Here is a 26,016-nt window from a genome sequence, read left to right as displayed (position 1 = left end):
CCCTACCCTGCTATCCGTACGGTCGTGTTGGCGCCCCAGATCGCCAGGCTGAGGAAGAAGTCGAGAATGTTGATCGCCACGATCGAGGTCCGCACCGCACGCCCGACCGCGACGCCGACACCGGCCGGGCCACCGCTCGCGTAGTAGCCGTAGTAGCAGTGCACCAGGATGATCACGACGGCGAAGACGATCACCTTGCCGAAGGACCAGAACACGTCGACCGGCGGCAGATACTGCTGGAAGTAGTGGTCGTAGGTGCCGGTGGACTGCCCGTAGTAGCCGGTGGTGATGGTGCGGGCGGCGAAGTACGAGGACAGGAGCCCGATCACGTACAGCGGGATCACCGCGACGAACCCGGCGATCATCCGCGTCGTCACCAGGAACGGCAGCGACGGGACGCCCATCACCTCGAGCGCGTCGGTCTCCTCGCTGATCCGCATCGCGCCCAGCTGCGCGGTGAAACCGGCCCCGACCGTCGCGGAGAGGGCCAGGCCCGCCACCAGCGGGGCGATCTCACGGGTGTTGAAGTACGCGGACAGGAACGCCACGAAGTTCGACGTGCCGAGCTGGTTGAGCGCCGCGTATCCCTGCAGGCCGACCTCGGTGCCGGTGAAGAACGACAGGAACGCGATCACACCGACGGTCCCGCCGACGACGGCGAGCGCGCCACGGCCGAAGCTCACTTCCGCGAGCAGTCGCAGGATCTCCTTCTTGTAGCGGCGCAGGGTGCGCCCGGTCCAGGCCAGCGAACGGCCGTAGAAGGACAGCTGCCGACCCAGCTCCTCGAGCTGAGGTGGCAGCACACGATTCAACAGCGGCATCGCTCAGCCCCTCTGCGGAACGATTTGGAAGTAGACGGCGGTCATCACGAAGTTCGTCACGAACAGCAACATGAAGGTGATGACCACCGACTGGTTGACCGCGTCTCCCACGCCCTTCGGCCCGCCCTTGGCGGTCAGCCCCTTGTACGAGGCGACGATCGCCGCGATCGCCCCGAAGACCAGGGCCTTCAGCTCGGCCGCCCACAGGTCGGACAGCTGGGCGAGGGTGGTGAAGGAGGCGAGGTACGCGCCTGGAGTGCCGTTCTGGAGAACGACGTTGAAGAAGTAGCCGCCGGCCACGCCGACCACCGACACGAGCCCGTTGAGCAGCACCGCGACCAGCATCGTCGCGAGCACCCGCGGCACCACCAGGCGGTGGATCGGATCGATGCCGAGGACCTGCATCGCGTCGATCTCCTCGCGGATCTTGCGCGCGCCGAGGTCCGCGCAGATCGCCGTGCCGCCCGCGCCCGCGATCAGCAGCGCCGTCACGATCGGCGACGCCTCCCGCAGCACGGCCAGCACCGAGGCCGCGCCCGAGAACGACTGCGCGCCCAGCTGCCGGGTGAGGCTGCCGATCTGCAGGGCGATCACCGCGCCGAACGGAATGGACACCAGCGCGGTCGGCAGGATCGTCACACTCGCGACGAACCACGCCTGCTGGATGAACTCCCGTGCCTGGAAGGGCCGTTTGGGGATCGTCCGCAGGACGTCCAGACCCATCGCGAACAGGCTGCCGGAATGCCGCAGCGCGCCTGTCGGGGACCAGCTCATGCGCCCGCCGCCTTCCCGCGCACGGCGGCGCGCATCTGCCGCAGAGCTTCGCGCTCGGCGATCGTCTCCCAGCGGGGAGGCCGGTCGATGCCCTTGGTGGGCAGCAGCCGGGGCGTCAGCTCGGGTATGCCCTGCTGCTCGTCGTCCTCCTCGCCCAGTTGCGCGAGTTCCTGCTCGACCTGGGCGGCGTCCTTCTCCTCCGCCATCCCGATCGGGCCCTGCATGCGCCCGTTCAGGAACTGCCGCACGACCGGCTCCTCGCTGGTGAGCAGCTGCTCCCGCGGGCCGAACATCACGAGCTCCCGCCGGAACAGCAGCCCGATGTTGTCCGGGACCTGCCGGGCCGAGGCGATGTCGTGGGTGACGATGAGGAACGTGGCGTCGATCTGGGCGTTCAGGTCGACGATGAGCTGGTTGAGGTAGGCCACGCGGACCGGGTCGAGTCCCGAGTCCGGCTCGTCGAACAGGATGATCTCCGGGTCGAGCACGAGGGCACGGGCGAGTCCGGCGCGTTTGCGCATGCCGCCGGAGATCTCGCCGGGCAGCTTGTCCTCGGCGCCGATGAGGCCGACCATGTCCATCTTCTCGAGGACGATCCTGCGGATCTCGCTCTCCGGCTTGCGGGTGTGCTCGCGCAGCGGGAAGGCGATGTTGTCGTAGAGGTTCATCGACCCGAAGAGCGCGCCGTCCTGGAACAGCACCCCGAAGAGCTTGCGGACCTCGTAGAGCTCGTGCTCGCGGAGCTTGGTGATGTCCGTGCCCGCGATCTTGACCGAGCCGCGTTCGGGCCGGAGCAGTCCGACGAGGGTCTTGAGGAAGACCGACTTGCCGGTGCCGGAGGGCCCGAGCATGACCGAGACCTCACCGGCGGGCAGGGTCAGGGAGACGTCCTGCCAGATGACCTGGTGCCCGAAGGACTTGGTAAGCCCTTCCACACAGATCTCGACACCCATCCGGTTCACCCTTCAGCTGTGGAGCGGTCCGACACCTGCTCTACGGGGAGGGACGGGTCGTCCGTCGCGACGGGGCGAAATTTTTTTCGGGTGGGTTACGGGAGCGCTAAGCGGGGCAGCCCGCGGCGGGTCTGGGCCCGGGGCCCGCGCCTCAATCGCCGGCGAGGCTGGTGGGCGTCCCGTCGGGGGCCGCGCCGCCCGGGGCGCAGGGGGCCGCTGCGAGGGGCGGGCGGAGCCCGAGTGCGGGGGCGGTGCCCCTTGCCGGCCCGAGGCGTCAGTCGGAGGCGGGCGAAGCCCCGAAGCCCGTGCCCGTCGGGCACCGGGCCATGGGCGGGGGCGGAGGGCGCGGGTGCACCGCTCCGAGGGGCGGTGCGGGGGCGCCGGACGGAGCTCCTGAAGCCCGCGTTGGCTGGCCGTGGGTGCGCAGGTGCGCAGGTGCGGGGACGTGCCCCAGATCTCCGAATCCACGGTTACCGCCGAAGGCGGTAGGGCCCCCGAAGCCCGCGCCCGTCGGGCGGAGGTACGGAAGCCGGGGGCGCCGAGCCCTGGTGAGCCGCGCCGCAGGGGCGCGACGCCCCCGTCGCCGGAGCCCCGGGCACACGACGTGGGGCAGGCGCGGACCCCGGTTACGGGAAGGGGCGGGGTGGGGGAAGCGACCCCCCTCAGGGGCCCGTCGGGAGCGGGACCGGCGCCGATTGCGACGGCACCGGCGGCGGCGTGACCTCCGGCAGCTCCGGGGTCGTCGACGCGACCTCCGGGCCCCCCGGGAGCGGCAGCTCAGGGACCTCGACGTCCTCCGGCAGCACCGGCAGCCGCGGCACCGACGACGTCTCCAGCGGCAGCGGCGGCAGGGACACCTCGGGCAGCGTCACCTCCGGCAGCACCGCCTGCGCGCCGTCCGACGGCACCGGCACCGGCCCCTGCCGCGAGCCGAGCGGCGACGGCGTCCCCGCCGGCCGGGACCCCGATCCCGGCGCTGGCGGGGCGGTCGGCTCGGAGGCGACCGCCGGCGACGCCGGGCGGGGCCGGGCGGGCGCGTCCGGGCCGTGCACGTACGGCAAAACCATGCCCGCGACCGCCAGCGTCGCCGCCGTCGAGGCCAGCGCGACCGCCTGCGTGTGGCCCCCGCGCGGGCGGCCGCGGCCGCACAGCAACAGCGCGAGACCGAGCGTCGCGGCCAGCGAGTTCCGCAGTGTCCGCCGGGCCCTGGCCAGCAGGGACTCGACGGTCCGGTAGCTGAGGCCCATCTTCACGGCGACCTGGCCGACGTCCAGGTCCTCCGACTTCAGCCACAGCGCCTCGGCCTGCCGGGCGGGCAGCTCACCGCTGCGTACGGCCAGCCAGCGCGCCTCCGCCCGGTCGCAGACCGCCTCGTCCACCGGTACCGGCCGCGGCGGGTGCAGTGTCGGGCTCGTGCGGACCTCCGCCTCACGGCTGACCTGGCGGTGCCGGTCGACGCACAGCCGCATCGTCACCGTCGTCAGCCAGGCGCCCAGCCGTTCGTCGTCCAGGTGAGGCTGCTCCGCGGCGCGGAGCATCGCCTCGTGCACGGCGTCCTCGGCGTCCTCCATGCTGACGGACCGGCGCCGGGCCACCCGCAGCAGCTGCTCGCGGTGGCTCCAGGCGCGCTGCCAGCGCTCGTGCGCCGGGCCGGCGCACGGTCCACCGGAGTGCTCAGGCTGTGTGTCCGTCGCCATGAGGGCCCCCTCGCTCTCACCACCGGTCTCGTGCTGTCCGGCGGATGGCGACATTACCGCCCGGTATCCGGAGTTGTGGAGAGGGTGGACCCCATCGAGTCCGTTCCGTTGCCGGAGGGGGCGTCGAGTTCAGTCTGCGCTGGTCAGTGCCGTGGGAACGGTGGCTCCGGGGACCACTGGGACAGGGACGGGCAGGGAGGGCACGGGCTCGGCGGGCCCGGTCGTGCCGGCCGGCTCGGTCGGGGACGAGGACGGCGACGGCGAGGGGGAGGCGGACCGGGACGCGGGCGGAGAGGAGGACCGCGACGGCGTGGGGGCCGGGGGCTTCGCCCCGGACGCCGTCGGCTCCGCGGACGGTGTACGCGCCGGCGAGGGGCGTACCTCGCCCTGCGGCTCCCCGGCGGCCCCGCGGTCGGGCACCACCGAGTGCCCGTCGAGGTAGTACGCGAACCAGGCCCGCACGGTGAGGAGGTACGCCGTGGAGTGGTTGTAGCCGAGCAGGGCCCGGTCGAGGTCGCCCGCGGCCGACAGGTCGCGCCCGCCCGCGCACAGGTAGCGGCCCGCGGCGAGCGCCGCGTCGAAGACGTTCCCGGGGTCGCGGAGCCCGTCGCCGTTGCCGTCGGCGCCCCAGTTCGCCCAGGTCGAGGGGATGAACTGCAGGGGCCCGACGGCCCGGTCGTACGCGGTGTCCCCGTCGTGGCGGCCCCCGTCGGTGTCCCGGATGAGCGCGAAGCCGTTGCCGTCCAGGCGGGGGCCGAGGATCGGCGTGAGCGTGGTGCCGTCCGCGCTCACCCGGCCGCCGCGTGCCTGGCCGGACTCGACCTGGCCGATCGCCGCGAGCAGCTGCCAGCGCAGCCCGCAGCCGGGGGCACTGCGCGCCAGCTCCGACTCGGCGGCCCGGTAGGCGGCGAACACGGTGGCGGGCAGCGCGCCGACCGACGCCGGGGCCGCCGTACCGGCCGACTGCCGCTCCCTGGCGCCGCCCGCGCCCGGTACCCGCAGCGGCGGAAGCTCGGTGCGGTACGTGCTGTCCCCGGTCACGCTCGGCCCCTGCGCGTGCTCGGGTCCCCGCTGCCCGGCGGAGGCGGCGGTCCCCGGGCCCTGGGAGGCGGTGAGCGCCGCCATCGCCGCGGTCGCCACCGCTGTCGCCCTGACGCCTCTTCGCGTACGTCCTGTCATCTGCAGACCCCTCCCTGACCCACGGGCTCCTGTGCTCATCCGCTCTACGCGCGGGTAACGCCGGTCCGTCGCCGGCGGACCGCGGTTTTTCGCGGATCTCGCACGGGGGGATCGGGGGTCGGAGCGCCGCAGGGCACGGCTACCGTGGGGGCATGGTGCGACTGAGAGTGGAGTTCACGACCGAGCCGTTCGACCTGGACGAACCGCCCGCCCACGCGCTGGCGGTCCGCGAGGTCGTGCAGGGCGCGGGCCTGGACAAGGTGGACGTCGGCCCCTTCGGCAACACCGCCGAGGGCGGCGCCGACCAGGTGATCGGCGCCGTCGACGCGCTGCTGCGCAAGGCGCTGGAGACCGGTGCGACCCGGGTGTCCCTGCAGGTCAACGTGGTGGAGGGGGAGGGATGACCGTGTCCGTCGATCACGCGCTGGCCCAGGCGGTCAAGCCTCTCGTCGATGCCATGGGCGGCGTGCTGATCACGCCCGGTGAGGCCCGCGAGGACGACGTCGTGCTGAGCTGGGAGGGCGAGGAGGTCGTCGCCGTCCGCCTGCCGCAGCTCGCGGACTCCCTCGACCACATTCTCGCGGCGCTGGAGCGGCAGCACGGCAGGCCGCTCGCGGAACTCGACCGGAAGACAAAGCAGTCGGTCGTCAGGACACTGGAGGCGCGGGGAGCGTTCTCCGTCCGCCACGGCGTCGAGACGGTGGCCGGCGCGCTCGGCGTCAGCCGCTTCACCGTCTACAACTACCTGAACAGGGAAAACGCGGCCAAGGGCGACTGAGCTCCGGCCTGCCGCCGCCGCCGTCCGGCTCACCGGGCGGCGGCTTTTGTGTACGCGAGTTTTCAACAAAGTGTTGACGTCGTGTTCCGGAGGGCGTTAGCTATCCGCAGCCCGTCCGAAGCACCACGATGAACAAGCCACGGAGGCTCCCGTGACTTCACTTCCGAACCCGGGTCTCGCCCGGTTCAACGCCTCCGAGGACAGCGCGGCCCAGGCCGCCCTGCACGAGGTGTGCGCCAGTCCGTCCTGGGGGAGCAAGATCCTCGCCCAGCGGCCGTACGCCAGCACCGAAGCCCTCTTCGAGGCCAGTGACGCCGCCATGGCGGAGCTGACCGCAGACGATCTGGCCGAGGCCATGGCCGGCCACCCGCCGATCGGCAGGCCGAAGCCCGGCGACCCGACCTCCTCCCGCGAACAGAGCGGCATGGCCGGGGCGTCCGAGGCGCTCAAGGCCGAGATGCTCGAACTGAACCTGGCCTACCAGGAGAAGTTCGGTCATGTCTTCCTGATCTGCGCCACCGGCCGTACCGGTGAGCAGATGAGGGACGCCGTCCGCGAGCGGATCGACCACTCGCCCGAGCAGGAGCGGGAGATCGTCCGCACCGAACTGGGCAAGATCAACCGCATTCGGCTGACCCGCCTCGTAGAGCTCGCAGAGGAAGAAGCATGAGCACGGAAACCACGGCATCGGTGTCCACGCACATCCTGGACACCAGCATCGGCCGCCCCGCCGAGGGCGTCGCCATCTCGCTGTCGGCCCGCAGCGGCCCGGCGGCGGAGTGGCAGCAGCTCGGCGGATCGGCGACCGACGCGGACGGGCGCTGCAAGGACCTTCCGGCGCTGCCGGAGGGCACGACCCATGTACGTCTCGACTTCGAGACCGAGACGTACTTCGAGAAGAAGAAGCAAGCCGAGGCACAGCAGGACGCCCCCGCGCTACGGGACAGCGGCGTGTTCTTCCCCGAGGTGGCGATCACCTTCGCCGTCGTACCGGGCGAGCACTACCACGTACCGCTGCTGCTCAACCCGTTCGGCTACTCCGTTTACCGAGGGAGCTAGCAGACATGCCCACGATTCTCGGCCAGAATCAGTACGGCAAGGCAGAGAACCGCGTTGTCAAGATCACGCGGGACGGCGACACCCACCACATCAAGGACCTGAACGTCTCGGTCGCCCTCTCCGGCGACATGTCCGACGTCCACCTGTCCGGGTCGAACGCCAACTGCCTGCCGACCGACACCACCAAGAACACGGTGTACGCGTTCGCCAAGGAATACGGCATCGAGTCCGCCGAGCAGTTCGGCATCCACCTGGCCCGTCACTTCGTGACCAGCCAGGAGCCGATCCACCGGGCGCGCATCCGGATCGAGGAGTACGCCTGGGAGCGCATCGAGACGTCCGACGCCAACTCCAAGTTCATCGGCTCCGACGAGGTCAAGCACTCCTTCGTCCGCAAGGGCCAGGAGACCCGGGTCACCCAGATCACCTACGACGGTTCGACGTGGCAGGTCATCTCCGGCCTCAAGGACCTGATCGTGATGAACTCGACGAACTCCGAGTTCTGGGGCTACGTCAAGGACAAGTACACGACGCTCCAGGAGGCGTACGACCGCATCCTGGCCACCCAGGTGTCCGGCCGCTGGCGGTTCAACTGGAGTGACGACGAGCAGAAGATGCCCAACTGGGAGAAGTCCTACGAGCAGGTCAAGAAGCACATGCTCCAGGCCTTCGCCGAGACGTACTCGCTGTCGCTGCAGCAGACGCTGTACCAGATGGGCTCGCGCATCATCAACAGCCGCAACGAGATCGACGAAGTCCGCTTCTCGCTCCCGAACAAGCACCACTTCCTCGTCGACCTCGAGCCGTTCGGCCTCAAGAACGACAACGAGGTCTACTACGCGGCCGACCGCCCCTACGGCCTGATCGAGGCCACCATCCTGCGGGACGGCGTCGAGCCGCAGATCCCGGTCGACATGACCAACCTCTGACGCGGGACCGATCCGTCCCCGCCGCAGCCGGCGGGGGCGGGTCCGGACCGGAGGGAAGACCATGGCACAGCCTGTACCGGAGCTGGTCCGCGGCACCTGCACCCATGTGGCGGGCGCCGGGCCGCGTTCGGCGGCGCATCGGCACCGCTCTCCTGCCTTTCGCCCTCGTGTACACGGGCGTCGTCACCGTTCCTGGGCGTTGAGCCGAACTGTCGTCCTGCGCAACGGGACGCCCCGAACGGTCTTGGGCGACCTGGTTCCCCGCTTTCACGCCACGGTGGCGGCATGCGTCCCGCGCATCCAATCCGTGGAGGGCGAGGTCCCTCTCACGCGGCACCTCCCGGGCAGGCCTGGAAGCTCCGATGTCCGGCATCATCACTCCGGTGATGCCGGAGCGGTTGCCACCGGCGCCCGACCGAACTGCCTCGCGTGCAGGGCGGCTTACCTGTCGATGCTTCCCAAGTTCCCTGGTAAGGCTGACCGTTCACTCGTTCGAGCAGCGGGTTCGAGCCCGACGTTCCTCTGTGGTGCCGGTGCGCTTGTGCTCATGCCTGTGCCCGTCTCCCGGGCGCGGGGCGGGGACGCCACCGCCGCCGACTCCGGCGCCATGAAGTCCCTCGCGCTCGCCGCGATCCCCTTCGGCATGGCCGACTTCACCGCGCTGCGTGAGGCACCGGTCGCCGCCCTGCCGAGCCCCTTCGCCTTCGGCGCCCCCGAGTTCCAGCCCGCCGCGATCCTCTCCCCGTGCATCGTGATGCTCGTGCTCATGACCGAGTCCAGCGCCGGCATGCTCGCGCTCGGCGAGATCTGCGGGCGCCGCGGCGACGGGCGGACCATCACCCGTGGACTGCGCACCAGCGGCATCGCCACCCTCGTCGGACCCGTCTTCGGCGGCTTCCCCGCCTCCGCCTTCGCCCAGAGCGTCGGCGTGGTCTCCCTGAGCCGGGTGCGCAGCCGCTACGTCGTCGCCGTCGCCGGAGGTGCCCTGCTCGTCCTCGGCGCCTTCCCCGTCCTCGGCGCGGTCGTCTCGCTCGTCCCGATGCCCGTCCTCGGCGGCGCCGGCATCGTCCTGTTCGGCTCGATCGCCGTCAGCGGCATCCGTACGCTCTCCGAGGCCGGACTCGACGACAGCTCCCCCATCATCCTGGTGGCCGTCGCGCTCGGCACGGGCATCGTCCCGCTCGCCGCGCCCACCTTCCACGCCGATTTCCCCGCCTGGGCGCAGACCGTCCTCGGCTCCGGGATCAGCGCCGGAGCACTCGTCGCGGTCCTGCTCAACCTGTTCCTCCACCATCTCGGCACCCGCAGCCGCCAGGCTGTGGCACTCAAATCCTCCTAGGGTCCTGCCGTGCCCTCTCCCCGAGGACTTCGTCCGAGGGGGGACCCCAAGCCACCCGCCAAGACAGAAGAAGGAAGCACCATGGCACCTTCGGCAGCCCACGACGGCGCCCTCGAGCGCATCGTCATCGAGAACTGTGCGATCGCGACGGTCGACGCCGACGACACCGAGTACGCCTCGGGCCACCTCGTCGTCGCCGGCAACCGCATCGAGTCGGTAGGAGCGGGACCGGCCCCCCAGGGCCTCGAGAACGTCGTACGCCGCATCGACGGCACCGGCCACCTCGCGACACCCGGACTGATCAACACCCACCACCACTTCTACCAGTGGATCACCCGGGGTCTGGCCACCGACCACAACCTCTTCAACTGGCTGGTCGCCCTCTACCCGACCTGGGCGCGCATCGACGAGCCGATGGCCCGCGCCGCCGCCCAGGGCTCGCTCGCGATGATGGCCCGCGGCGGCGTCACCACCGCCATGGACCACCACTACGTCTACCCGCAGGGGTCCGGCGACCTGTCCGGCGCGATCATCGGTGCCGCACGCGACATGGGCGTGCGCTTCACCCTTGCCCGCGGCTCCATGGACCGCGGGAAGTCGGACGGCGGCCTGCCGCCGGACTTCGCCGTCGAGTCCCTCGAAGGCGCCCTCGCCGCCACCGAGGAGACCATCGACAAGCACCACGACGCCTCCTTCGACGCGATGACGCAGATCGCCGTCGCGCCCTGCTCCCCGTTCTCCGTCTCCACCGAACTGCTGCGCCAAGGCGCCGAACTGGCCCGCCGCAAGGGCGTGCGCATGCACACCCATGGCTCGGAGACCGTGGAGGAGGAGGAGTTCTGCAAGGAACTCTTCGGCATGGGCCCCACCGACTACTTCGAGTCGACCGGCTGGCTCGGCGAGGACGTGTGGATGGCGCACTGCGTCCACATGAACGACTCCGACATCGAGGCCTTCGCCCGCACGAGGACCGGTGTCGCGCACTGCCCCTCGTCCAACGCGCGCCTCGCCGCCGGCATCGCCCGCGTCCCCGACATGCTGAAGGCGGGCGTCCCGGTCGGCCTCGGTGTCGACGGCACGGCCTCCAACGAGTCCGGCGAACTCCACACCGAACTGCGCAACGCGCTGCTGATCAACCGGCTCGGCGCCCACCGCGAGGCCGCCCTCAACGCCCGCCAGGCGCTGCGGCTCGGCACCTACGGCGGCGCGCAGGTCCTCGGCCGCGCCACCCAGATCGGTTCGCTGGAGTCCGGCAAGCTCGCCGACCTCGTGCTGTGGAAGCTCGACACGCTCGCGCACTCCTCCATCGCCGACCCGGTCGTCGCGCTGGTCTTCGGCGCGGCCGCTCCCGTATCGCTCTCCCTCGTCGACGGAAAGCCCGTGGTCGAGAACAACCACCTGACCACGGTGGACGAGGACGCCATCGCCCGCGCCACGCGGGACGAGGCGCAGCGCCTCGCGCGTATCGCCGCGCAGGGCTGACCCCCCCAGAAGTCCGGCAGGGGGGGACGGCCCCCGGCCGGCGGCCGTGGACCCGAGCGGGGTCCATGGCAGCCCTTGCCGGGGGGTACGCGCGATAAAGGTGCGTACCCCCCGGTGAAGGTGACTCGTGCCAACAGATTCCGGCACGGTCACCTTCCGCACCACCGGTCTGGGCGACCCGGTATGTGCACGCCGCATCACGAGCTACAACTGCACCCCCGCACCACCTCCCTGACACCCATGTCCCCGACGACGTGTTACCCGACCGGAGGCACCGCCGTGGCCGCGCACACCTCGACCGCCGAGGCATCAGACCGGAAACATCCGGTCGACGAGACCCTTCCCCCCTTCAAGATGTTCACCACCGGGCTGCAGCACGTGGCCGCCATGTACGCGGGTGTGGTGGCCCCGCCGATGATCGTCGGACCCGCCGTGGGCCTCGACGCCAAGGACACCGCGTTCCTCATGGGCGCGAGTCTGTTCACCGCCGGAATCGCGACCCTGCTGCAGACGCTCGGTTTCTGGCGCGTGGGCGCCCGGCTGCCGTTCGTCAACGGCGTCTCGTTCGCCGGCGTGACGCCGATGGTCGCGATAGGCCGCGACCGCGGGTACGACGGAATCGCCGTCATCTTCGGCGCGATCATCGTCGCCAGCGTCCTGGGCTTCATCCTCACTCCGTACTTCTCCAAGCTCGTCCGCTTCTTCCCGCCCGTCGTCACCGGCACGGTCATCACCCTGATCGGTGTCTCGCTGCTGCCCGTCGCCTTCAACTGGTCGCAGGGCGGCAACTCCACCGCCGACGACTACGGCTCGATGAAGAACATCGGCATGGCGGCGCTCACGTTCGTCGTCGTGCTGGCCCTGCGCAAACTGCTGCGCGGCTTCCTCCAGCAGATCGCGATCCTGCTGGGCCTGGTCGTCGGCACCCTTGTCGCCCTGCCGCTCGGCATGACGAACCTCGACGCCATCAAGGACGCCGGCCTCGTCGGCTTCCCGACGCCGTTCCACTTCGGCGCACCGCAGTTCGAGATCGCGGCGATCGTCTCCATGTGCATCGTGATGCTGGTGTGCATGACCGAGTCCACCGCCGACATGCTGGCGCTGGGCCGGATCGTGGACCGCCCCGCGGACGAGCGCACCATCGAGGGCGGCCTGCGCGCCGACACGCTCGGCTCGGCCATCAGCCCGCTCTTCAACGGCTTCATGTGCAGCGCCTTCGCCCAGAACATCGGGCTCGTCGCGATGACGAAGGTGCGCAGCCGCTTCGTCGTCGCCGCGGGCGGCGGCATCCTCATCCTCCTCGGTCTGTGCCCGGTCGCCGCGTCCGTGATCGCGCTCGTCCCGCTGCCGGTCCTCGGCGGCGCGGGCATCGTGCTCTTCGGCACGGTCGCGTCGAGCGGCATCCAGACGCTGGCGACGGCGGCCCTGGAGAAGGGCGAGAACGCGCTGATCGTGGCCGCCGCCGTCGGCATCGGACTGATCCCGATCGCGGCGCCGGAGTTCTACCACGCCTTCCCGAAGGACCTGCTGGTGGTGCTGGACTCGGGCATCTCCACCGGGTGCATCGTGGCGATCGTGCTCAACCTGGCCTTCAACCACTGGGGGAAGAAGGGCGGTTCGCAGGAGGACGCCTCATCGGAGTCCGGAAAGGTCCCGGCACCGGCCGCCGCCGTGCACTGAGCCCGGCCCACGGACACGACGCAACGGGCGGCCCGGGAACACTCCCGGGCCGCCCGTTCGGCGTGCCGTGCGGTGTCAGCCGATGTGGTAGCTGTCGCCGTAGACCTTCCAGTCGAGCGGGGTGTCCAGGCGCAGATTGCCCTTGTCGAGGAAGACCCGCTGCGCGGTGTCCACGCGGCTGGTGTCCTCGTGCGCCTCCTCCTGCTTCATCGCCCAGACGCGGGCGTCGAGGAACGCGTGCAGGTACGCCTTCTCGTCGCCTCCCTGGGCCGGGGGCCTGGCCTTCGCCAGCGCCTTCCTGCGGATGCTGCCGAAGCTCGTGCTGTCGCCGCCGTCGCCGTGCATGACGATGGCGTCGTAGTACGCGAACTGGCCGAGCACACCGAGGCCGTCCTGCTTGCCCCGCTTCACGGCGGGGTCGAAGTAGACCCGGTCGCGTTCGTCGTTCTGGGCCTTCTTGAACGCCGGGTCCTCGGCGGCCCTGCGCCAGTCGCGTGTGAAGCCCGGGTCGAGTCCCTCGTGCGAGTCGGTGCCGTCCACCTTCCGCAGCGCGGGCAGGTACTTCGCCAGGACATTGCCCGGCTTGCGCTGCGTGTAGAGCTCGACGAGGTCGAGCATGTCCCCGGTGCCGGAGCAGAAGCCGATGATGCCGGCGGTGTAACCGCGGCCGTCGCCTATGTCCTCGATGTAGCGGTACTGGGCCTTCCAGTCGAGCGAGGAGTTCTCCGCGCCGGAGACCAGCTGCATGGCGATCTCCTTCTTCACCGGATCGTCGAGACCCAGGGCGGCGGGCGCGGCCGCCGGCCGGCTGTGCCGCTGCGGATCCGATTCCGTCGCGTCCGCCGCGACGGCGGTGGCGGGCAGGGCGACGAGGATCGCACCGAGCACCACACGCGGAAGGAGTCCGAGCCGGGTACGGGTGCGCTTGTGGGGGGTGGGCACCGTGCCTCCAGGGGGAGTTGGCCGGGGAGTTACTCTGTTAGGAAACTTTCCTACCAGCGGGCGCCGGGCTGCGTACACCCCCGGGCATGCTCAGATCTGCCGCCGATCGTTGGGATCGAAAACCGATCGATACGCTTGCGATCGCTACGCTTGCCGCGATGCACGCCGTCGGCGGAGCGGAATGTGGGGGCGGACATGAGGCAGCACGTCGATCAGCGCCATGCGCGCGTGCTGGAGCTGGTCAGGCAGCGGGGCAGGCTCCGCGTCGCGGACCTCGCCGACGAACTGGGCGTCTCCGCCGTGACCCTGCGCCGCGACGTGGAGGCGCTCGCCGCCCAGGGGCGCCTGCGGCGCACGCACGGCGCTGTCCTGTGGCCCGGCGCGAGCGCCGACGAGCCGCGCGAGACGGAGGGCGACGGGCCGGTGATCGGCATGATCGTGCCGACCACCGGATCGATCTTCGCGGACATCGTGCGCGGCGCGCGCGAAACGGTCGAGGCGCAGGGCGGCCGGCTCGTCCTCGGCATGACCGGCTACCTCGACACCGAGGACCCGGTGCAGGCCGGCCGACTGCTCGCCGGCGGCGCCGACGCGCTGCTGGTGGCCCCCAGTTGGTTCGGGGGAGTGCCATCGGACGGCCAGGAGGAGTGGCTGCTGGCGTGCGGATCCCCGGTCGTCCTCGTCGAACGCTGGGCGCCCGCGGGCAATCCGGCGGCAGGACTCGACCGGGTGCGTACGGACCGGGCGCAGGGAGCCGTGCTGGCGATGGCCCACTTCGCCGCGCTCGGGCACCGCAAGGTGACCGCCGTGGTCCAGGAGGGCCCGCACGCGGCGCAGATCACCGCGGGCTACCGGGTGGCCGTGGAGGCCCTCGGACTCGACCCCGCCCCGGGCTCACCCCTCACCTTCGCGCCCGACCGGGTGGGACACGCCCGCTACGACGCGCCGGCCCGCCATCTCGCCGAGGCCGTGACCCGGCACGGCGTGACCGCGGCCCTGGTGCACAGCGACGAGGACGCGATCGTCCTGGTCCCCAGGCTGCAGGCGCACGGCATCGCCGTCCCCGGCGACCTCGCGCTCGTCGCCTACGACGACGAGGTGGCGGGCATGGCGGACGTCCCGCTCACCGCAGTGGCACCGCCGAAACGGTCGGTCGGCGGCCTGGCGGCCGGCCTGCTGCTGCAACGACTCGCCGAACGCGACGCGGGCGTCGGGCCGTCGCCGCGTCAGCATGTGGACCTGCTCCCCGAGTTGAGAATCCGAGCGTCCTGCGGCACACCGACGCCCTGAGCGACCCGTCCGTGCCGGACCCAGGAATCGTGCGGTCGTCCGGACGGAGGGCCCCCGTGCCGTGCCGGACCCGGGTGCGCGCCGCCGGCCCGTCCGGACGGAGGGCCCTCGTGCCGTGCCGGACCCGGGTGCGCGCCGCCGGCCCGTCCGGACGGAGGGCCCTCGTGCCGTGCCGGACCGTGCCGGACCCGGGTGCGCGCCGCCGGCCCGTCCGGACGGAGGGCCCTCGTGCCGTGCCGGACCGGAGTGCGCGCCGCCGGCCAGGTACCGAACTCCGCCTCGCCGGCCGGACCACAACCCTGTACCGTCACCGGCCGGACCGCCGGACCGGCAGCAGGCGCCAGGGGTGCCGACGCCAGGTCAGCCGAGGCGGCAGGCCCGCGGGCCCGACCGGGGCCGTGCCACCAGCCCCCTCGCGGAAGCCGAGGCGGACGTCCTGCGGCACACCGCCCGTCCGACGATCCGCGGAACGGAATCCCGCCGTCGCCGGCCGGGCCGGATCGCAAGCCGGCGTCGGGGGCGCCTCGCGTCAGCCAGGACGGCAAGGCCCACGTGCGGGCCCGGCAACGGGCGCCACCCGCGCTCGCCGTGTCAGCCGAGGCGGACGGTGATCTTCTGGGTGGCGCCCGCCGTGCCGGTCAGGTTTCCGAACGTCAGGCGGAGCGACGAGCCCGTCGTCGCCGACGTGACCGTCGGCGGCTTGGAGATCACCGAGGCGACCGCACGGTTCCACGTCAGTGTCAGCGACGTCTGCGCCCGCATCGGGTCCGAGACGCAGACCACCGCCGTGCCGTCGTCCTTCTCCCGGATCATCACGGCGCACGGGGCGCTCGCCACCAGCGGGCCGGCGGTCCCGGCCGACCAGAAGTTGACCCCGGTGAAGCCGAGCGGGGCCACCCGGATGCCCTGCTGGCCACCGGTGTTGGCCAGGATCCGCGTCCGGGCGGAATCCGCCGCGCGCGCCGCCGTCCGTGCGGCGCTCGCGCCCGGCAGCACCTGATACGCGTATCCCGCGTCCACCGGGTCCGTGCCGTGGTCCACGTACAAGGTGAGGTAGCGCCTGCTGATCGTGGTCGTGGAGCCGCCCCTGTTGATGTCGCTCCATCTGCCGGTGCGCTGCTCGCGCAGCGCGTTGAGGCCGGTGCCGTCCAGGAACACGTAACCGCCGAAGCCACCGATGTGCGCCCAGTCGGCCCCCGCGAGGGACGCCGACCACGGGAGCGTCGAGGGCCGGACCGTGCCGTCGACGGTCAGCGCGTGCGTTCCCGACGCCCCCAGGTTGCGGTTGTCGACCACCGACTCGACCGCCGTGCCGTCGGTGCAGGTGATGCCCGCGCCCAGGCACACGATCGCGTCGTCGAGGCAGAACCACGACTTCTTCGCCGTCAGGGTGCTGGACAGCCCCTTCAGATGCTGGCCGATGCTCGCGTACGTACCGTCGGTCGCGCCGCCCACCCACGTCGCGTCCGGCCGGGACGCACCCCAGTCGCCGCCCGCCGCGTCGGCCAGCTGCTTCTTCGACACGGTGGTGCCGGGCAGCCGGTAGGGGTCGACCGTCGGCCAGAAGGCGTCCGAGTACTGGCCGTTGCCGTAGCTGTCGCCCCACCAGTAGAGCATTCCGCTGCCGGTGTGCCAGCCCCGCAGGTTCTCCCCGTTGCCCGTTTCGTAGTGCGTGATCCGCCGGGACGCCATGCTGAGCGAGGCGGCCCAGCCCGGCCGCCGGTGGGTGGCGCGGTCCATGGCCGCGAACAGCCGGTGCCCGGTGGGTTCGGCGACGGGGGAGACCGAGGTGTCGTTCTGCACCCCGGCCAGTCTGGCCAGCGCCGAGAGGGGGAGTGAGGGGTCCTGGAGCGCGGGGCTGTAGTAGTCGCGCCGCATCCAGCCCTTGACCAGGCCGCGCCAGCGCGCGTTCTCGGCGCTGCTCGCGCCCTGGCCGAGCAGGACGATTGCCGCGAGGACGATGTGGCCGCGGGTGTGGTCGTCCTGCTGGATGCGCTTGGCGTCGGACGCGGACACCCCGCGGCTCGGCGCGCGGCCGGAGACACCGTCCATGATCAGACCGTTGTAGAGGAACGGGGCCCACGCGTTCTCGACCGCGTCCAGCACGATCTGCCGGCCCGGGTCGGTCACGCTCCAGGAGGATCCGGTCAGGAGCGCCAGGAGCAGCCCGATGCCGCCGAGCATGACCGAGCCGTACGAGCCCGTGTACGGCACCCAGGTGTGCTGGACGAAGGACCCGTCGGCGTAGAGCCCGTCGCCGGAGGTCACGTACGGGAAGACCGGCGACAGCGCGTCCCGGGCCAGGGCGATCTTCGCCGCGTTGCCGCCGACGACTCCGCGCACCGCGATGACGCGGCACAGGTCGACGCGGTTGGCGCCGGTGCTCGTGCCGGTGTACGAGCCGACGGCCGAGTCCGGCACGAAGTGGTCGACGGCGGCGCAGTAGGCGGCGATGCGGTCGGCGGGGATCAGGTCGTACATCAGGACGCAGATGTCGAGGAGGCGCTGCGGTGCCCCGATCTGCCAGCTCCACCAGTTGCCGTACCGGGTGCGGTTCTCGTTGTACACCTCGGTGTACACGTGGTCGAGGCCGGTGAGGACGGCGGTGGCCAGCCCGGCGTTCCCGGTGAGACCGGTGCCCTGGCGCACGTACGCCTCCGCCATCGTCAGCAGGCGGGCGTAACTGTCCACGATCTTCGCGGAGTAGCCGTACGACTCCTGGTCGGTGTCCGGATCGGGGTCGGCGAAGACCAGATCGGGCCACAGCGAGCCGGACTGGGGATTCATGGAGTCGCGCCAGCCGGCGGCGGTGGTGCCCAGCTCGGCGAGGCGGGAGCGGAACGGCTCGGCGGTGGGACTGAAGCCGCTGCCGAGGACGAGGTCGCGCCATGTGGCGCGCAAGGTGGCGAACTCGTCGGCGGCAGCTGCCTCGGACGCCGTACCTGACGTCGTGGCCGCTCCGGCGGGGGAGGCGGGAGCGGCGATCGTCAGCGCGAGGGCGGTGCTGCCTGTCACGTGCAGGAAACCGCGGCGGTTCCAGGCGGTCGTCATCGGGGTCCTCCGGAGCGAGGGGCGGCCAAGTGACCGGTTTCTAGCACCGGATTGCTCAATCGCTCAATACAGCTGACGTAATTGAGCGTTTCGATCGTTTGCCTGCCTGACGGTCACTCAATCCTGTCGGGCTCCCAGAGCATGAGGTTGCTGAACAGCTCCGCCTGCTCGACGGCGTCGTCCAGGGCGTGGTGGGTGTGCCGGCGCGCGGACAGCAGCGCCGGCGGCATCGTGCCCTTGGCCACGGCACGCAGCGGCAGGCGGGCCTTCGTCGCGTACAGGGTCTTCATGTCCAGGCAGCCGGAGTGGCCGAACGGGCTTCCGCCGGTGAAGCGGATCAGATACCAGTAGAGGAACGTCCAGTCGTACGAGGCCGGGTACCCGCACATCACCGGCTGCGCCCCCGCCTCGCGGGCCGCCTCGCGCACCCACGCGCCGAACTCGGCCATCACGGCGCCCGGTTCGCCGCCCTCGCGCAGCAGACGCTCGCGGTCCAGACCGCTGACGGCAAGGGCCTCCGGCACGAAGTCGTCGCTGATGGGCCGCAGTTCGCGGTAGAAGGTGCGGACCTCGGGATCGGCCGGCACATAGCCGTCCGCGTCCTGACGGCCCGCGACGGCGGCGCCGAGGCTGATCATCGAATACGGGCCGGGGATCGGGCCGTCGGCCTCGACGTCGACGGAGATGTAGAGCGAGGGCTTCGGTCGCGTACGGCGAGAGGTGCGTGAGGTGCGTGAGGTGCGGGACGAGCCTGACGTGTGGGGCATGGAGGGAGCATGGCAGGGCCGGGGCCCGCGGCTCCTGCGGATTTCCGCGGGCGGGCGGGGCGGGCCGTGCGGCCCGGCCCCGGTCCGCCCGGGTCGGCTCAGCGGGCGTCCGTCGGCGCCCAGTCCGGGCGGCGGCCGCTGAGGCCCACGATCCGGTCCAGCAGCGGCGCGCTCTCCGGCACCGCCACCACCGGTCCGAAGATGTCCCCCCGGAGCTCGTCGCCGTCCGCCGGGGTCAGCAGGTCCCGCGACACGGACATGCTGGCCTCGTCGGGCGCGTACGGCTGACCCGTGGCGCGGGCCAGGTCCCAGCCGTGGATCACGAGTTCGTTCAGCGCGACCCGGCCTGCTACGGCCCCGGGCAGTGTGACGCCGCCGGCCTGCGTCATGCCCTCCCACGCGGCCGGGCCGCGCCACGCCTCGACCAGCTCGTCCAGGCGCTGCGGAATCGCGGTGCGCCAGTCGTCGGCCAGGACCGGGAGCGCCGCGTCGGGGCTGGTCCCGGTGGTGGCACCGAGGTCCTTGCGCCCGGCGTCGCGGAAGGCCGTGGCCAGCCCGTGGATGTGGGCGAGGATCTCGCGCACGGCGTAGGCGGGGCAGGGGGTCGGATCGCCCAGTTGCTCGTCGCCGATCGCGGGGAGCAGCTTCAGGATGCCGTCGGCGGCGGACCGGAGGTCGGGTGTCGTGTCGGAGGCAGTCATGCAGTGATGACCGGCCGCGCCGCCGAAACTCATCGCCGGCGCGCCGGGAGTCGGTCCTTCGGGGCGCGCGTGGGTGTCCGCGCCGGGCCGTCGGCCCCTTCGGGGCGCGCAGGCATCGAGCGGGGAGCCGCCCCCACCCCCACGGGCACCCCGCTGAGCAGCCATCCCCGCCCCCCGGCGCGGCCAGGTAGCCCGGTCGCTCGCTCGATCGGGCTACCCCGCGTCCCGTGGACCCCCGCACAGCTGCCCGGTTTCATACGCTCCCCGCGTGACTCGTACCACTGCGCTGAACACCGGACTCGACGACTTCCTCGCCTGGGCCGCCCGGGAGCGGGGCACCGCCCTGCCCGCGCGCCCCGCGGACGCGGTGCTGACCCTGCTCGCGCTGCGCGGCGCGGACCGCAGGAGCGGCGTGCCCGAACCGACACCGCAGCTGGTCGCCCGGGTGCTGCACGAGGACCTGCCCGGACTGCTCTGGGCGTCCGAGGAGGAACTGGACGCCGTGCCGGCCGTGCTCGCCGCGCTCGCGGACCGCGTCCGCGCGGCGGGCCGCCTCAACGCCAAGCGGCACGCCCGCCTCCTCGCGGCGGTCGACGAGGCCGTGCCCGGCTTCCGGGCCGCCATGGCCGACCCGGCCTGCCTGACGTGGCCGCGCTGGTACGCATCGCTGCTGCGGGCCGACGGCACGGACCCGGACGACGCCGACGCCGTACGGGCCTGGCTCGCCGCCCACGAGCGTGCACCGCGGGCCGAGCGGCCCGTGCTCCCCGCGCCCCTGCACCGTTTCGAGATGGCCGACCGGACCTTCGCCACCCGGACACGGCTCGCCGAGGCGCTGCTCGCGGCCTTCGCACGGGACACCACCGGCGCCTCCCCGGCCGGCCCTCTGCTCCCCGCCCCGCCGCTCGACGCCGACCGGCCCGACGACGCGCTCGGCACGGAACTGGAGCGCATCGCGGACGCGTTGACGAGCCGCTGGACCGCCGCCGGCCTGACCGAGGCGCTCGCCGGGCCGCACGCCGGCCTCGCACCCGGCCCCGAGGCGCTGCCCCACGCGGCGCTCGCCGACCGCATGCTCGACGAGCACCTCGACTACTACGGCGCGTCCTCGGTGCCCCTGCCCCCGCCGGCCCGCGTGCCCGCGCCAGAGGACATCCGGGGCCTGCTGCACATCGCCCCGCTCCCGGCCGCCCTGGCCGCGGGCGGCGACCTGGACGACGAACGACGCGAGATCGCCGAACGCTGCGGCCTCCCCGGCCCCGCCACCGCCGTCTGGGAAGAGGGCACGCCGCAGGAACTCATCGAGCTGGCCGCGGACGTCCTGGCCGCCCAGGTCGAGCTGCTGCCCACCGTGAGCGGCCCGCAGGACAGCTGGTCCGTGGACGGCGCCCACATCCTCTACGCCCTCTACGAACGCGGCAGCACCCCGGACTCGGTGGCCCGCAAGGCCTCCGACACCCAGGTCGCGGAGATCCCGCCCGAGCTGGAGGACGCCCCGGAACAGGTGCCCGCCATCGCACCGGCGGCGTACGAGACCCCGTCCCCCGAGGAGCTGTCGGTGCTGCTCGGGCTGCCCGGCCGCACCGAGGCCGACCGCGACGAACTCGACCCCACCGCCCGCTCCCTGGCCGCACTCGTCGACCGCCTGGCCGAGACCGGCTGCGTCTTCCGCCGGGGCGACACCTTCGGCCTGACGCCGCTCGGCGGCGCGGTCATGCGGCACGTGATGACCGCGGGACAGGTCGCCGCGCCCGACGCTGACACCGTCGCCGGCTGGGACGCGGCGACCACCGTCGAGGCGGTCCGTCACTGGCCCCCGCGCATCGCGGCACGCACCCTCGCCGCCTGGGCGGACCGCAACGAAGGCACGGACAAGGAGCCGGGCGCGGCCTGGGGCCCGCTGCTCGCCGCGGTCGCCGGCGCGAAGTCCGGCGACCCCCAAGGCACCCGCGTACGCGCCCTCTTCGCCCTCCTCGACCGCGCCGGCATCCCCGCCGCCGCCCTGCGCAGCGCACTCACCGACCCCGTGACCGGTGCGGAGGCGCGCCGCCTGCTGCTCGCGCGCGGCGAGGACGTTCCCGAGGAGAGCGTGCCGCTGAGCGCCCGGGCGACGCAGCTCGCCGAAGAGCTGGACGCACGGTGGACGGACGACATGCGCGCACACGTGAAGGAGCGCTACGAGAACGGCGACACCCGCATCCCCATGCCGGACGAGATCCCGCCGACGACCCTGCTCGCCGCGTTCGACGCGGAGTCCGCCGCCTGGACCGGAGGCGCCCCGGCCCTGATCCGGGCCCTGGCCGACGCGGACCCCGCCACCGCCCACCGCCCCCTGACCGCTCTGCGGGACCACCACCCCGACAAGCGGGTGTCGGACGCCGCGGCGCACGCCCTGAAGCCCCCGCACCGACCGGCGAGGCGCGGCCGCCGCTGACCCCGTGGCGCCACGGAGCGGGGGATACCGTGGCGTCATGTCCGTGTTCATACAACAGCTTCCCGCCTTGCTGGGTGTGGTGATCGGCGCACTCGGCTCCTATGCGGCGATCATGCGCGGCGACCGCGCCCGCTTCCGCCGCGAACAGGCGGCCCGCTGGGAGGAACGGCGGCTGGCGGTGTACTCCGACTACGCGCGGTCGCTGAAGAAGTCGGTCACGTTGGCGTACCGGGTCGCGGCCCACCTCGGCAACGACCCGCATCCGCACCCGCTGTCGCCCGAGGACGCGGCTCCCCTCCTCGCCGAGGCGAGCGACGCCCGGGACCCGTCGGGCGAGGCGTTGCTGATGCTCGGCTCGCGCGACGAGGTGCAGAAGGCGCGCGAATGGGTCGTCGTGGCGCTGGAGATGGAGAGCTTCCTGCGCGAGGGCCGGCGGGCACCGGACGCCTGGACGGCCCTGCTGGAGAAGCAGCGCGCGGCACGGGAGGCGTACTACGCGGCGGTGCGGCGCGACATGGCGCTCTCACCCGGCCACTCCGGCCGCTGGGAGCTGCCGCCGCGCCTCGACCCGTAGCAACGCGGCCGCCCCTCCGCGCATCCGGCGGTGCCAGGCGTCTGGCGCGAGGTCAGTACGACGTCTCCCGTACGCTCGCCCGGTCCGAGGGCTCCGTCGTGGCCGTGATCTCCGAGCGGTGGCCGGTCCCGTCGAAGGTCACCGTCAGCGTCTCGGGCGCACTTTGCGCCGTGCTCGCGGTGAAACCCTGGTTCGGCACGGCCGAGATCAGGCACACCCCGCCGCTCCCGTAGCGCACCGTCGCCTTGCCGCCCCGCGACGAGATCGTGTGCACGCCCGAACCGCCCTCCTCGCACCAGTCGCCCCCGTCCTCTCCGGCGGGCCCGGACGGTTCCGACGGCGGGGGCGGCGTCGTGCGGGACGCGGGCGACGGCGTCACCGGGCGCGGCTTGACCGTCGTCGGGGACGGTCTCGGCGTCGCGGTGCGGGTCGGCGTCGGCTTGGGCTTCGGCGACGGGCTGGGCCGCGCGGACGCCGAGGCGTGGGGCGCGGCCGCGAAGTCCTTCGGCGCCGACTGCGCCACGGGCGCGGTCGGACGGGTCGAGCCCACCACGAAATGGATCGTGATCATGACAGCCGTGACGCTGGCCGCGGTGCACGACAGCCAGATCAACAGGTAGCGCAGGAGGCGGGACACGACACCATAGTGACGGACCGGCTAACGTGCCTGCCCATGGCCTGCGTACTTGTCGTCGAGGACGACCCCGTGATCCGTGCCGCGCTGATCGAGGTGCTCACCGGGCACGGCTACGCGGTCCGCACGGCCCACCAGGGATTCGAGGCGCTGCGCGACATCACCCAGGCCCCGCCGGACATCGTCGTGCTCGACCTCGGACTGCCCGACCTGGACGGTCTCGACGTCCTGCGCATGATCCGGGGCATATCGCGCGTCCCCGTCCTTGTCGCCACCGCGCGCGACGACGACTCCGAGGTCATCAGGCTCCTCAACGCGGGCGCGGACGACTACATGGTCAAGCCTTTCTCCGGAGGCCAGCTCGCCGCCCGTATCGCCGCCGTGCTGCGGCGTTCCGTACCGGCCGGACAGGAACGCGACCAGCAGCCGGTCGTACAGGTGGCGGACCTCAGGATCGACCCGCTCGCCCGTACCGCGCACCTCGCGGGCCGGGAGCTGAGCCTGACCCGGCGGGAGTTCGACCTGCTCGCCTACCTCGCCGCCCACGCCGACCAGGTCATGTCCCGCAGCCGCATCCTCGCCGAGGTGTGGCAGCAGCCGTACCTGGAGGACCAGACGGTGGACGTCCATCTGTCCGCCCTGCGCAGGAAACTGGGCGAAAAAGCCTCCGAACCGCGCTATCTGCACACCGTGCGCGGTATCGGTATCAAACTGGTCACCACGCCATGAGACGAGCGCTCGCCGGCATCGCCCTCGCCGTGACCTCCATGGTGGCGCTGTCCTTCCTCATCCCGCTCGCCCTCCTCGTCCGGGAACAGGCCAGGGACCGCGTCACCACGACCGCCGAACAGCGCGCGGGCGCGCTGTCCCCCGTCCTCGCCCTGACCACGAAGCGGTCCGACGTCCAGCAGGCGGTGGCCGAGCTGGACTCTCGCGACCAACTCGCCGTGCGGCTCCCCGGCGGCGACCTCGTCGGCACTCCGCACGCACCGGACGAGGCGCTGGAACGCGCCGTGCGGAAGCGGGAGACGCTGGCCATGGACATCCCGGAGGGCTGGGTCTACCTCCAGCCCGTCGTCCTGCGCGGCGACCGGGTCGCGGTCGTCGAGGCGTACGTACCGGCCGCGGACCTCACCCGTGGTGTGGGCGCCTCGTGGGGCGTCATGTCCCTGCTCGCACTCGGCCTGGTGGGCGGATCGGTGCTGGTCGCCGACCGGCTCGGCGCCCGGGTCGTCCGCTCCTCGCGCGGGCTTAAGAGCGCCTCGCTCGCCCTGGGCTCCGGCGACCTCGACGTACGGGTGGAACCGGACGGTCCGCCCGAACTGCAGGAGGCCGGCGCCGCGTTCAACACCATGGCCGACCGGGTCGTCGAACTGCTCGCCATCGAACGGGAGATGGTCGCCGACCTCTCGCACCGGCTGCGCACCCCGCTGACCGCGCTGTACCTGGAGGCGGACCTCATGAGCGGTACGCCGGGTGCGCGGCGGATCACCGCGGCCGTGGGCCAGCTGGAGAGCGAACTGGACTCGATCATCACCGCCGCCCGGACCCCGCTCGCGGCCGGACCGGCCTCCCAGGGAGCGCCGGGGCGGCCGTGCGAGGTGACGGAAGTGGTCGCGCTGCGGCTGGACTTCTGGGCCGTGCTCGCCACGCAGCAGGACCGGGTCTGCGAGCGTTCCTTCACCCCGCGGCCGACGCCCGTGCACTTCCCGGAGGACGACCTCGCCGCCGTCGTCGACGCCCTCATCGGCAACGTGTTCCGGCACACCCCGCAGGGCACCGCCTTCGCCGTACGCGTGGAGCGCACCGACCGGCATGTGCTGCTGACCGTGGACGACGCGGGCCCCGGCGTCGACGATCCCGAGGCCGCGCTGACCCGGGGCGTGAGCGTCGGCGGCTCCACGGGCCTGGGCCTGGACATCGTGGCCCGCGCGGCGCACACGGCCGACGGCGAACTGCGCATCACCCGCGCCCCCATGGGAGGGGCACGGGTGCGGGTGTCGTTCGCGCTGGCGGGTGCCTGAACGGCGGGTCTACCGGCTCGCGCCGAAGTTCTGCGTCCACCACGGGCCGTCGTCGCCGAAGTGGACGCCGACGCCCAGCTCCTCGAAGGAGCAGTTGAGGATGTTGGCGCGGTGGCCGGGGCTGTTCATCCACGCGTCCATGACGGACTCGGCGTCGGCCTGCCCGCGGGCAATGTTCTCGCCGAGCGTGGACCAGGCGTAACCGGCCGCCTCGACACGGGTGGTCATGGTCGAGCCGTCGGGGCCGGTGTGGGACATCACGCCGGAGTCGGCCATGACGTCGCTGTAGTCGTCCGCGGCCCGCGTCAGCCGGTCGTTGGCGGTGACCGGTGCGCAGCCGGCGGCGGCCCGCTCCTTGTTGACGAGGGCGAGGACCTGGGCCTCGGGGCCGCTCGCCGTGCTGTCACCGGTCGCCTCGGCCGTACGGACGGGTGTGCCGGGCGTACTGCTCCCCGTGCCCGTGCTCTTGTCGCTGCTCGCCGCGCGCTTCGCCTCCGCCGACTTCTCGGCCGTCGGGGTGGGGCTCGCGCTCTTCACGGGCTTCGCCGGCCTGGTGGGGGCTGTGGTGTGCGGCGCCGACGGACTCGTACTCGCGCTCGCGGAGGGCGAGGTGAGAGGGACGGCACCGCCCGCGACCTCGTCGGCCGAGCCGCTCGCGGTGTCGGCGCCGTTGGCCGTCACCCGGTCCGCGATCCTGCCCTGGTCCCCGCCCGAGAAAGCGGTGACGCCCGCGCCTGCCGCGACGGTGATCGCACCGAGGGCCAGAACGATGCCCCGGGCCCGTGGCGCTCCCTTGGGCCTGGCGTGGGAGCGGGACGGCTTTCGGGCGGCTCTGTGGGAACCCATACGGAAGGCACCTCGGCGATCGTTCGAAGGATGGTCGGTCCAACGAAAGATCCCGGCAGGCG

24 protein-coding genes and 1 pseudogene are annotated in these 26,016 nt (G+C 72.4%); 14 read left to right on the top strand and 11 right to left on the bottom strand.

What is annotated here, in order from left to right:
* Positions 1-2: 2 nt before the first annotated feature.
* From ACF08N_RS02670 to ACF08N_RS02650, 5 genes are all read right to left on the bottom strand, one after another.
* On the bottom strand, positions 3-821 hold the full coding sequence (locus ACF08N_RS02670; RefSeq protein WP_307712735.1) for an ABC transporter permease: 819 nt from the start codon (positions 819-821) through the stop codon (positions 3-5).
* Between the two features lie 3 nt (positions 822-824).
* Positions 825-1,595, bottom strand: coding sequence for an ABC transporter permease (locus ACF08N_RS02665; RefSeq protein ID WP_307712734.1), 771 nt, complete (start codon positions 1,593-1,595; stop codon positions 825-827).
* A complete protein-coding gene (locus tag ACF08N_RS02660; RefSeq protein ID WP_392322715.1) occupies positions 1,592-2,548 on the bottom strand; it encodes an ABC transporter ATP-binding protein in 957 nt (318 codons plus the stop codon). Before ACF08N_RS02660 ends, ACF08N_RS02665 begins: the two co-directional genes overlap by 4 nt.
* Positions 2,549-3,210: 662 nt before the next feature.
* Complete coding sequence (locus ACF08N_RS02655; RefSeq protein WP_392322714.1) at positions 3,211-4,245, bottom strand: sigma-70 family RNA polymerase sigma factor; 1,035 nt, start codon at positions 4,243-4,245, stop codon at positions 3,211-3,213.
* Between the two features lie 129 nt (positions 4,246-4,374).
* Positions 4,375-5,424 (bottom strand): lytic transglycosylase domain-containing protein, encoded by a 1,050-nt coding sequence (locus ACF08N_RS02650; protein WP_392322713.1) that lies wholly within the window; start codon positions 5,422-5,424, stop codon positions 4,375-4,377.
* 155 nt (positions 5,425-5,579) lie between these two features.
* Between ACF08N_RS02650 and ACF08N_RS02645 the strand changes: the two genes are divergently transcribed.
* The 8 genes and pseudogenes from ACF08N_RS02645 to ACF08N_RS02610 all read left to right on the top strand — a co-directional run bounded on the left by ACF08N_RS02645 (position 5,580) and on the right by ACF08N_RS02610 (position 12,691).
* Complete coding sequence (locus ACF08N_RS02645; RefSeq protein WP_392322877.1) at positions 5,580-5,828, top strand: hypothetical protein; 249 nt, start codon at positions 5,580-5,582, stop codon at positions 5,826-5,828.
* A complete protein-coding gene (locus tag ACF08N_RS02640; protein WP_392322712.1) occupies positions 5,825-6,202 on the top strand; it encodes a helix-turn-helix domain-containing protein in 378 nt (125 codons plus the stop codon). Before ACF08N_RS02645 ends, ACF08N_RS02640 begins: the two co-directional genes overlap by 4 nt.
* 151 nt (positions 6,203-6,353) lie before the next feature.
* Complete coding sequence (uraD, locus tag ACF08N_RS02635) at positions 6,354-6,872, top strand: 2-oxo-4-hydroxy-4-carboxy-5-ureidoimidazoline decarboxylase (protein WP_392322711.1); 519 nt, start codon at positions 6,354-6,356, stop codon at positions 6,870-6,872.
* Positions 6,869-7,261, top strand: coding sequence for a hydroxyisourate hydrolase (gene uraH / locus ACF08N_RS02630; protein ID WP_392322710.1), 393 nt, complete (start codon positions 6,869-6,871; stop codon positions 7,259-7,261). The genes uraD and uraH overlap by 4 nt, the downstream gene beginning before the upstream one ends.
* Before the next feature lie 5 nt (positions 7,262-7,266).
* Positions 7,267-8,190: a factor-independent urate hydroxylase gene (gene pucL / locus ACF08N_RS02625; protein WP_392322709.1), complete on the top strand. Its 924-nt coding sequence runs from the start codon at positions 7,267-7,269 to the stop codon at positions 8,188-8,190.
* A 538-nt stretch (positions 8,191-8,728) separates the two neighbouring features.
* A pseudogene (locus ACF08N_RS02620) lies at positions 8,729-9,529 on the top strand (solute carrier family 23 protein); the annotation flags it as partial.
* Between the two features lie 81 nt (positions 9,530-9,610).
* On the top strand, positions 9,611-11,011 hold the full coding sequence (locus ACF08N_RS02615; RefSeq protein WP_392322708.1) for an 8-oxoguanine deaminase: 1,401 nt from the start codon (positions 9,611-9,613) through the stop codon (positions 11,009-11,011).
* 240 nt (positions 11,012-11,251) lie between these two features.
* Positions 11,252-12,691: a nucleobase:cation symporter-2 family protein gene (locus ACF08N_RS02610; protein WP_392322707.1), complete on the top strand. Its 1,440-nt coding sequence runs from the start codon at positions 11,252-11,254 to the stop codon at positions 12,689-12,691.
* A gap of 75 nt (positions 12,692-12,766) precedes the next feature.
* Here ACF08N_RS02610 and ACF08N_RS02605 read toward each other — a convergent pair whose 3' ends face one another.
* Entirely contained in the window at positions 12,767-13,633 is an 867-nt protein-coding gene (locus tag ACF08N_RS02605; protein ID WP_392322706.1) for a chitosanase, read from the bottom strand.
* A 195-nt stretch (positions 13,634-13,828) separates the two neighbouring features.
* Here ACF08N_RS02605 and ACF08N_RS02600 point away from each other — a divergent pair, with 195 nt between their 5' ends.
* Entirely contained in the window at positions 13,829-14,923 is a 1,095-nt protein-coding gene (locus ACF08N_RS02600; protein ID WP_392322705.1) for a LacI family DNA-binding transcriptional regulator, read from the top strand.
* Between the two features lie 591 nt (positions 14,924-15,514).
* Here the strand turns inward: ACF08N_RS02600 and ACF08N_RS02595 are convergent.
* The 3 genes from ACF08N_RS02595 to ACF08N_RS02585 all read right to left on the bottom strand — a co-directional run bounded on the left by ACF08N_RS02595 (position 15,515) and on the right by ACF08N_RS02585 (position 19,442).
* Entirely contained in the window at positions 15,515-17,974 is a 2,460-nt protein-coding gene (locus ACF08N_RS02595) for a polysaccharide lyase 8 family protein (RefSeq protein ID WP_392322704.1), read from the bottom strand.
* A 113-nt stretch (positions 17,975-18,087) separates the two neighbouring features.
* The gene (locus ACF08N_RS02590) at positions 18,088-18,741 is read right to left on the bottom strand and encodes an exonuclease (RefSeq protein WP_392322703.1); all 654 of its coding nucleotides are present in this window, start codon (positions 18,739-18,741) and stop codon (positions 18,088-18,090) included.
* 98 nt (positions 18,742-18,839) lie between these two features.
* Complete coding sequence (locus ACF08N_RS02585) at positions 18,840-19,442, bottom strand: TIGR03086 family metal-binding protein (RefSeq protein ID WP_392322702.1); 603 nt, start codon at positions 19,440-19,442, stop codon at positions 18,840-18,842.
* 268 nt (positions 19,443-19,710) lie between these two features.
* Between ACF08N_RS02585 and ACF08N_RS02580 the strand changes: the two genes are divergently transcribed.
* The gene (locus ACF08N_RS02580; RefSeq protein WP_392322701.1) at positions 19,711-21,876 is read left to right on the top strand and encodes a hypothetical protein; all 2,166 of its coding nucleotides are present in this window, start codon (positions 19,711-19,713) and stop codon (positions 21,874-21,876) included.
* A gap of 37 nt (positions 21,877-21,913) precedes the next feature.
* The gene (locus ACF08N_RS02575) at positions 21,914-22,450 is read left to right on the top strand and encodes a hypothetical protein (protein ID WP_392322700.1); all 537 of its coding nucleotides are present in this window, start codon (positions 21,914-21,916) and stop codon (positions 22,448-22,450) included.
* 52 nt (positions 22,451-22,502) lie between these two features.
* Here ACF08N_RS02575 and ACF08N_RS02570 read toward each other — a convergent pair whose 3' ends face one another.
* Positions 22,503-22,724, bottom strand: a complete 222-nt coding sequence (locus ACF08N_RS02570; protein ID WP_392322699.1) for a hypothetical protein — start codon at positions 22,722-22,724, stop codon at positions 22,503-22,505.
* On the opposite strand from ACF08N_RS02570, the gene ACF08N_RS02565 reads away from it, so the two are divergent.
* Genes ACF08N_RS02565 through ACF08N_RS02555 form a run of 3 tightly spaced genes read left to right on the top strand, consistent with a single transcriptional unit; the run spans position 22,717 to position 25,108 of the window.
* Positions 22,717-23,070 (top strand): hypothetical protein, encoded by a 354-nt coding sequence (locus ACF08N_RS02565; RefSeq protein WP_392322698.1) that lies wholly within the window; start codon positions 22,717-22,719, stop codon positions 23,068-23,070. The genes ACF08N_RS02570 and ACF08N_RS02565 overlap by 8 nt on opposite strands.
* 53 nt (positions 23,071-23,123) lie before the next feature.
* On the top strand, positions 23,124-23,813 hold the full coding sequence (locus tag ACF08N_RS02560; protein ID WP_392322697.1) for a response regulator transcription factor: 690 nt from the start codon (positions 23,124-23,126) through the stop codon (positions 23,811-23,813).
* Positions 23,810-25,108, top strand: a complete 1,299-nt coding sequence (locus ACF08N_RS02555; protein WP_392322696.1) for an ATP-binding protein — start codon at positions 23,810-23,812, stop codon at positions 25,106-25,108. The genes ACF08N_RS02560 and ACF08N_RS02555 overlap by 4 nt, the downstream gene beginning before the upstream one ends.
* Before the next feature lie 9 nt (positions 25,109-25,117).
* Here the strand turns inward: ACF08N_RS02555 and ACF08N_RS02550 are convergent, their stop codons facing one another.
* Complete coding sequence (locus tag ACF08N_RS02550; RefSeq protein ID WP_392322695.1) at positions 25,118-25,954, bottom strand: CAP domain-containing protein; 837 nt, start codon at positions 25,952-25,954, stop codon at positions 25,118-25,120.
* Between the last annotated feature and the right edge of the window lie 62 nt (positions 25,955-26,016).

It is taken from the genome of Streptomyces sp. NPDC015127, from assembly GCF_043080095.1.
In the GTDB taxonomy this organism is placed as follows: domain Bacteria; phylum Actinomycetota; class Actinomycetes; order Streptomycetales; family Streptomycetaceae; genus Streptomyces.
The sequence above is the reverse complement of the archived record's forward strand: the minus strand, read 5'-3'. Positions and strand labels throughout refer to the sequence as shown.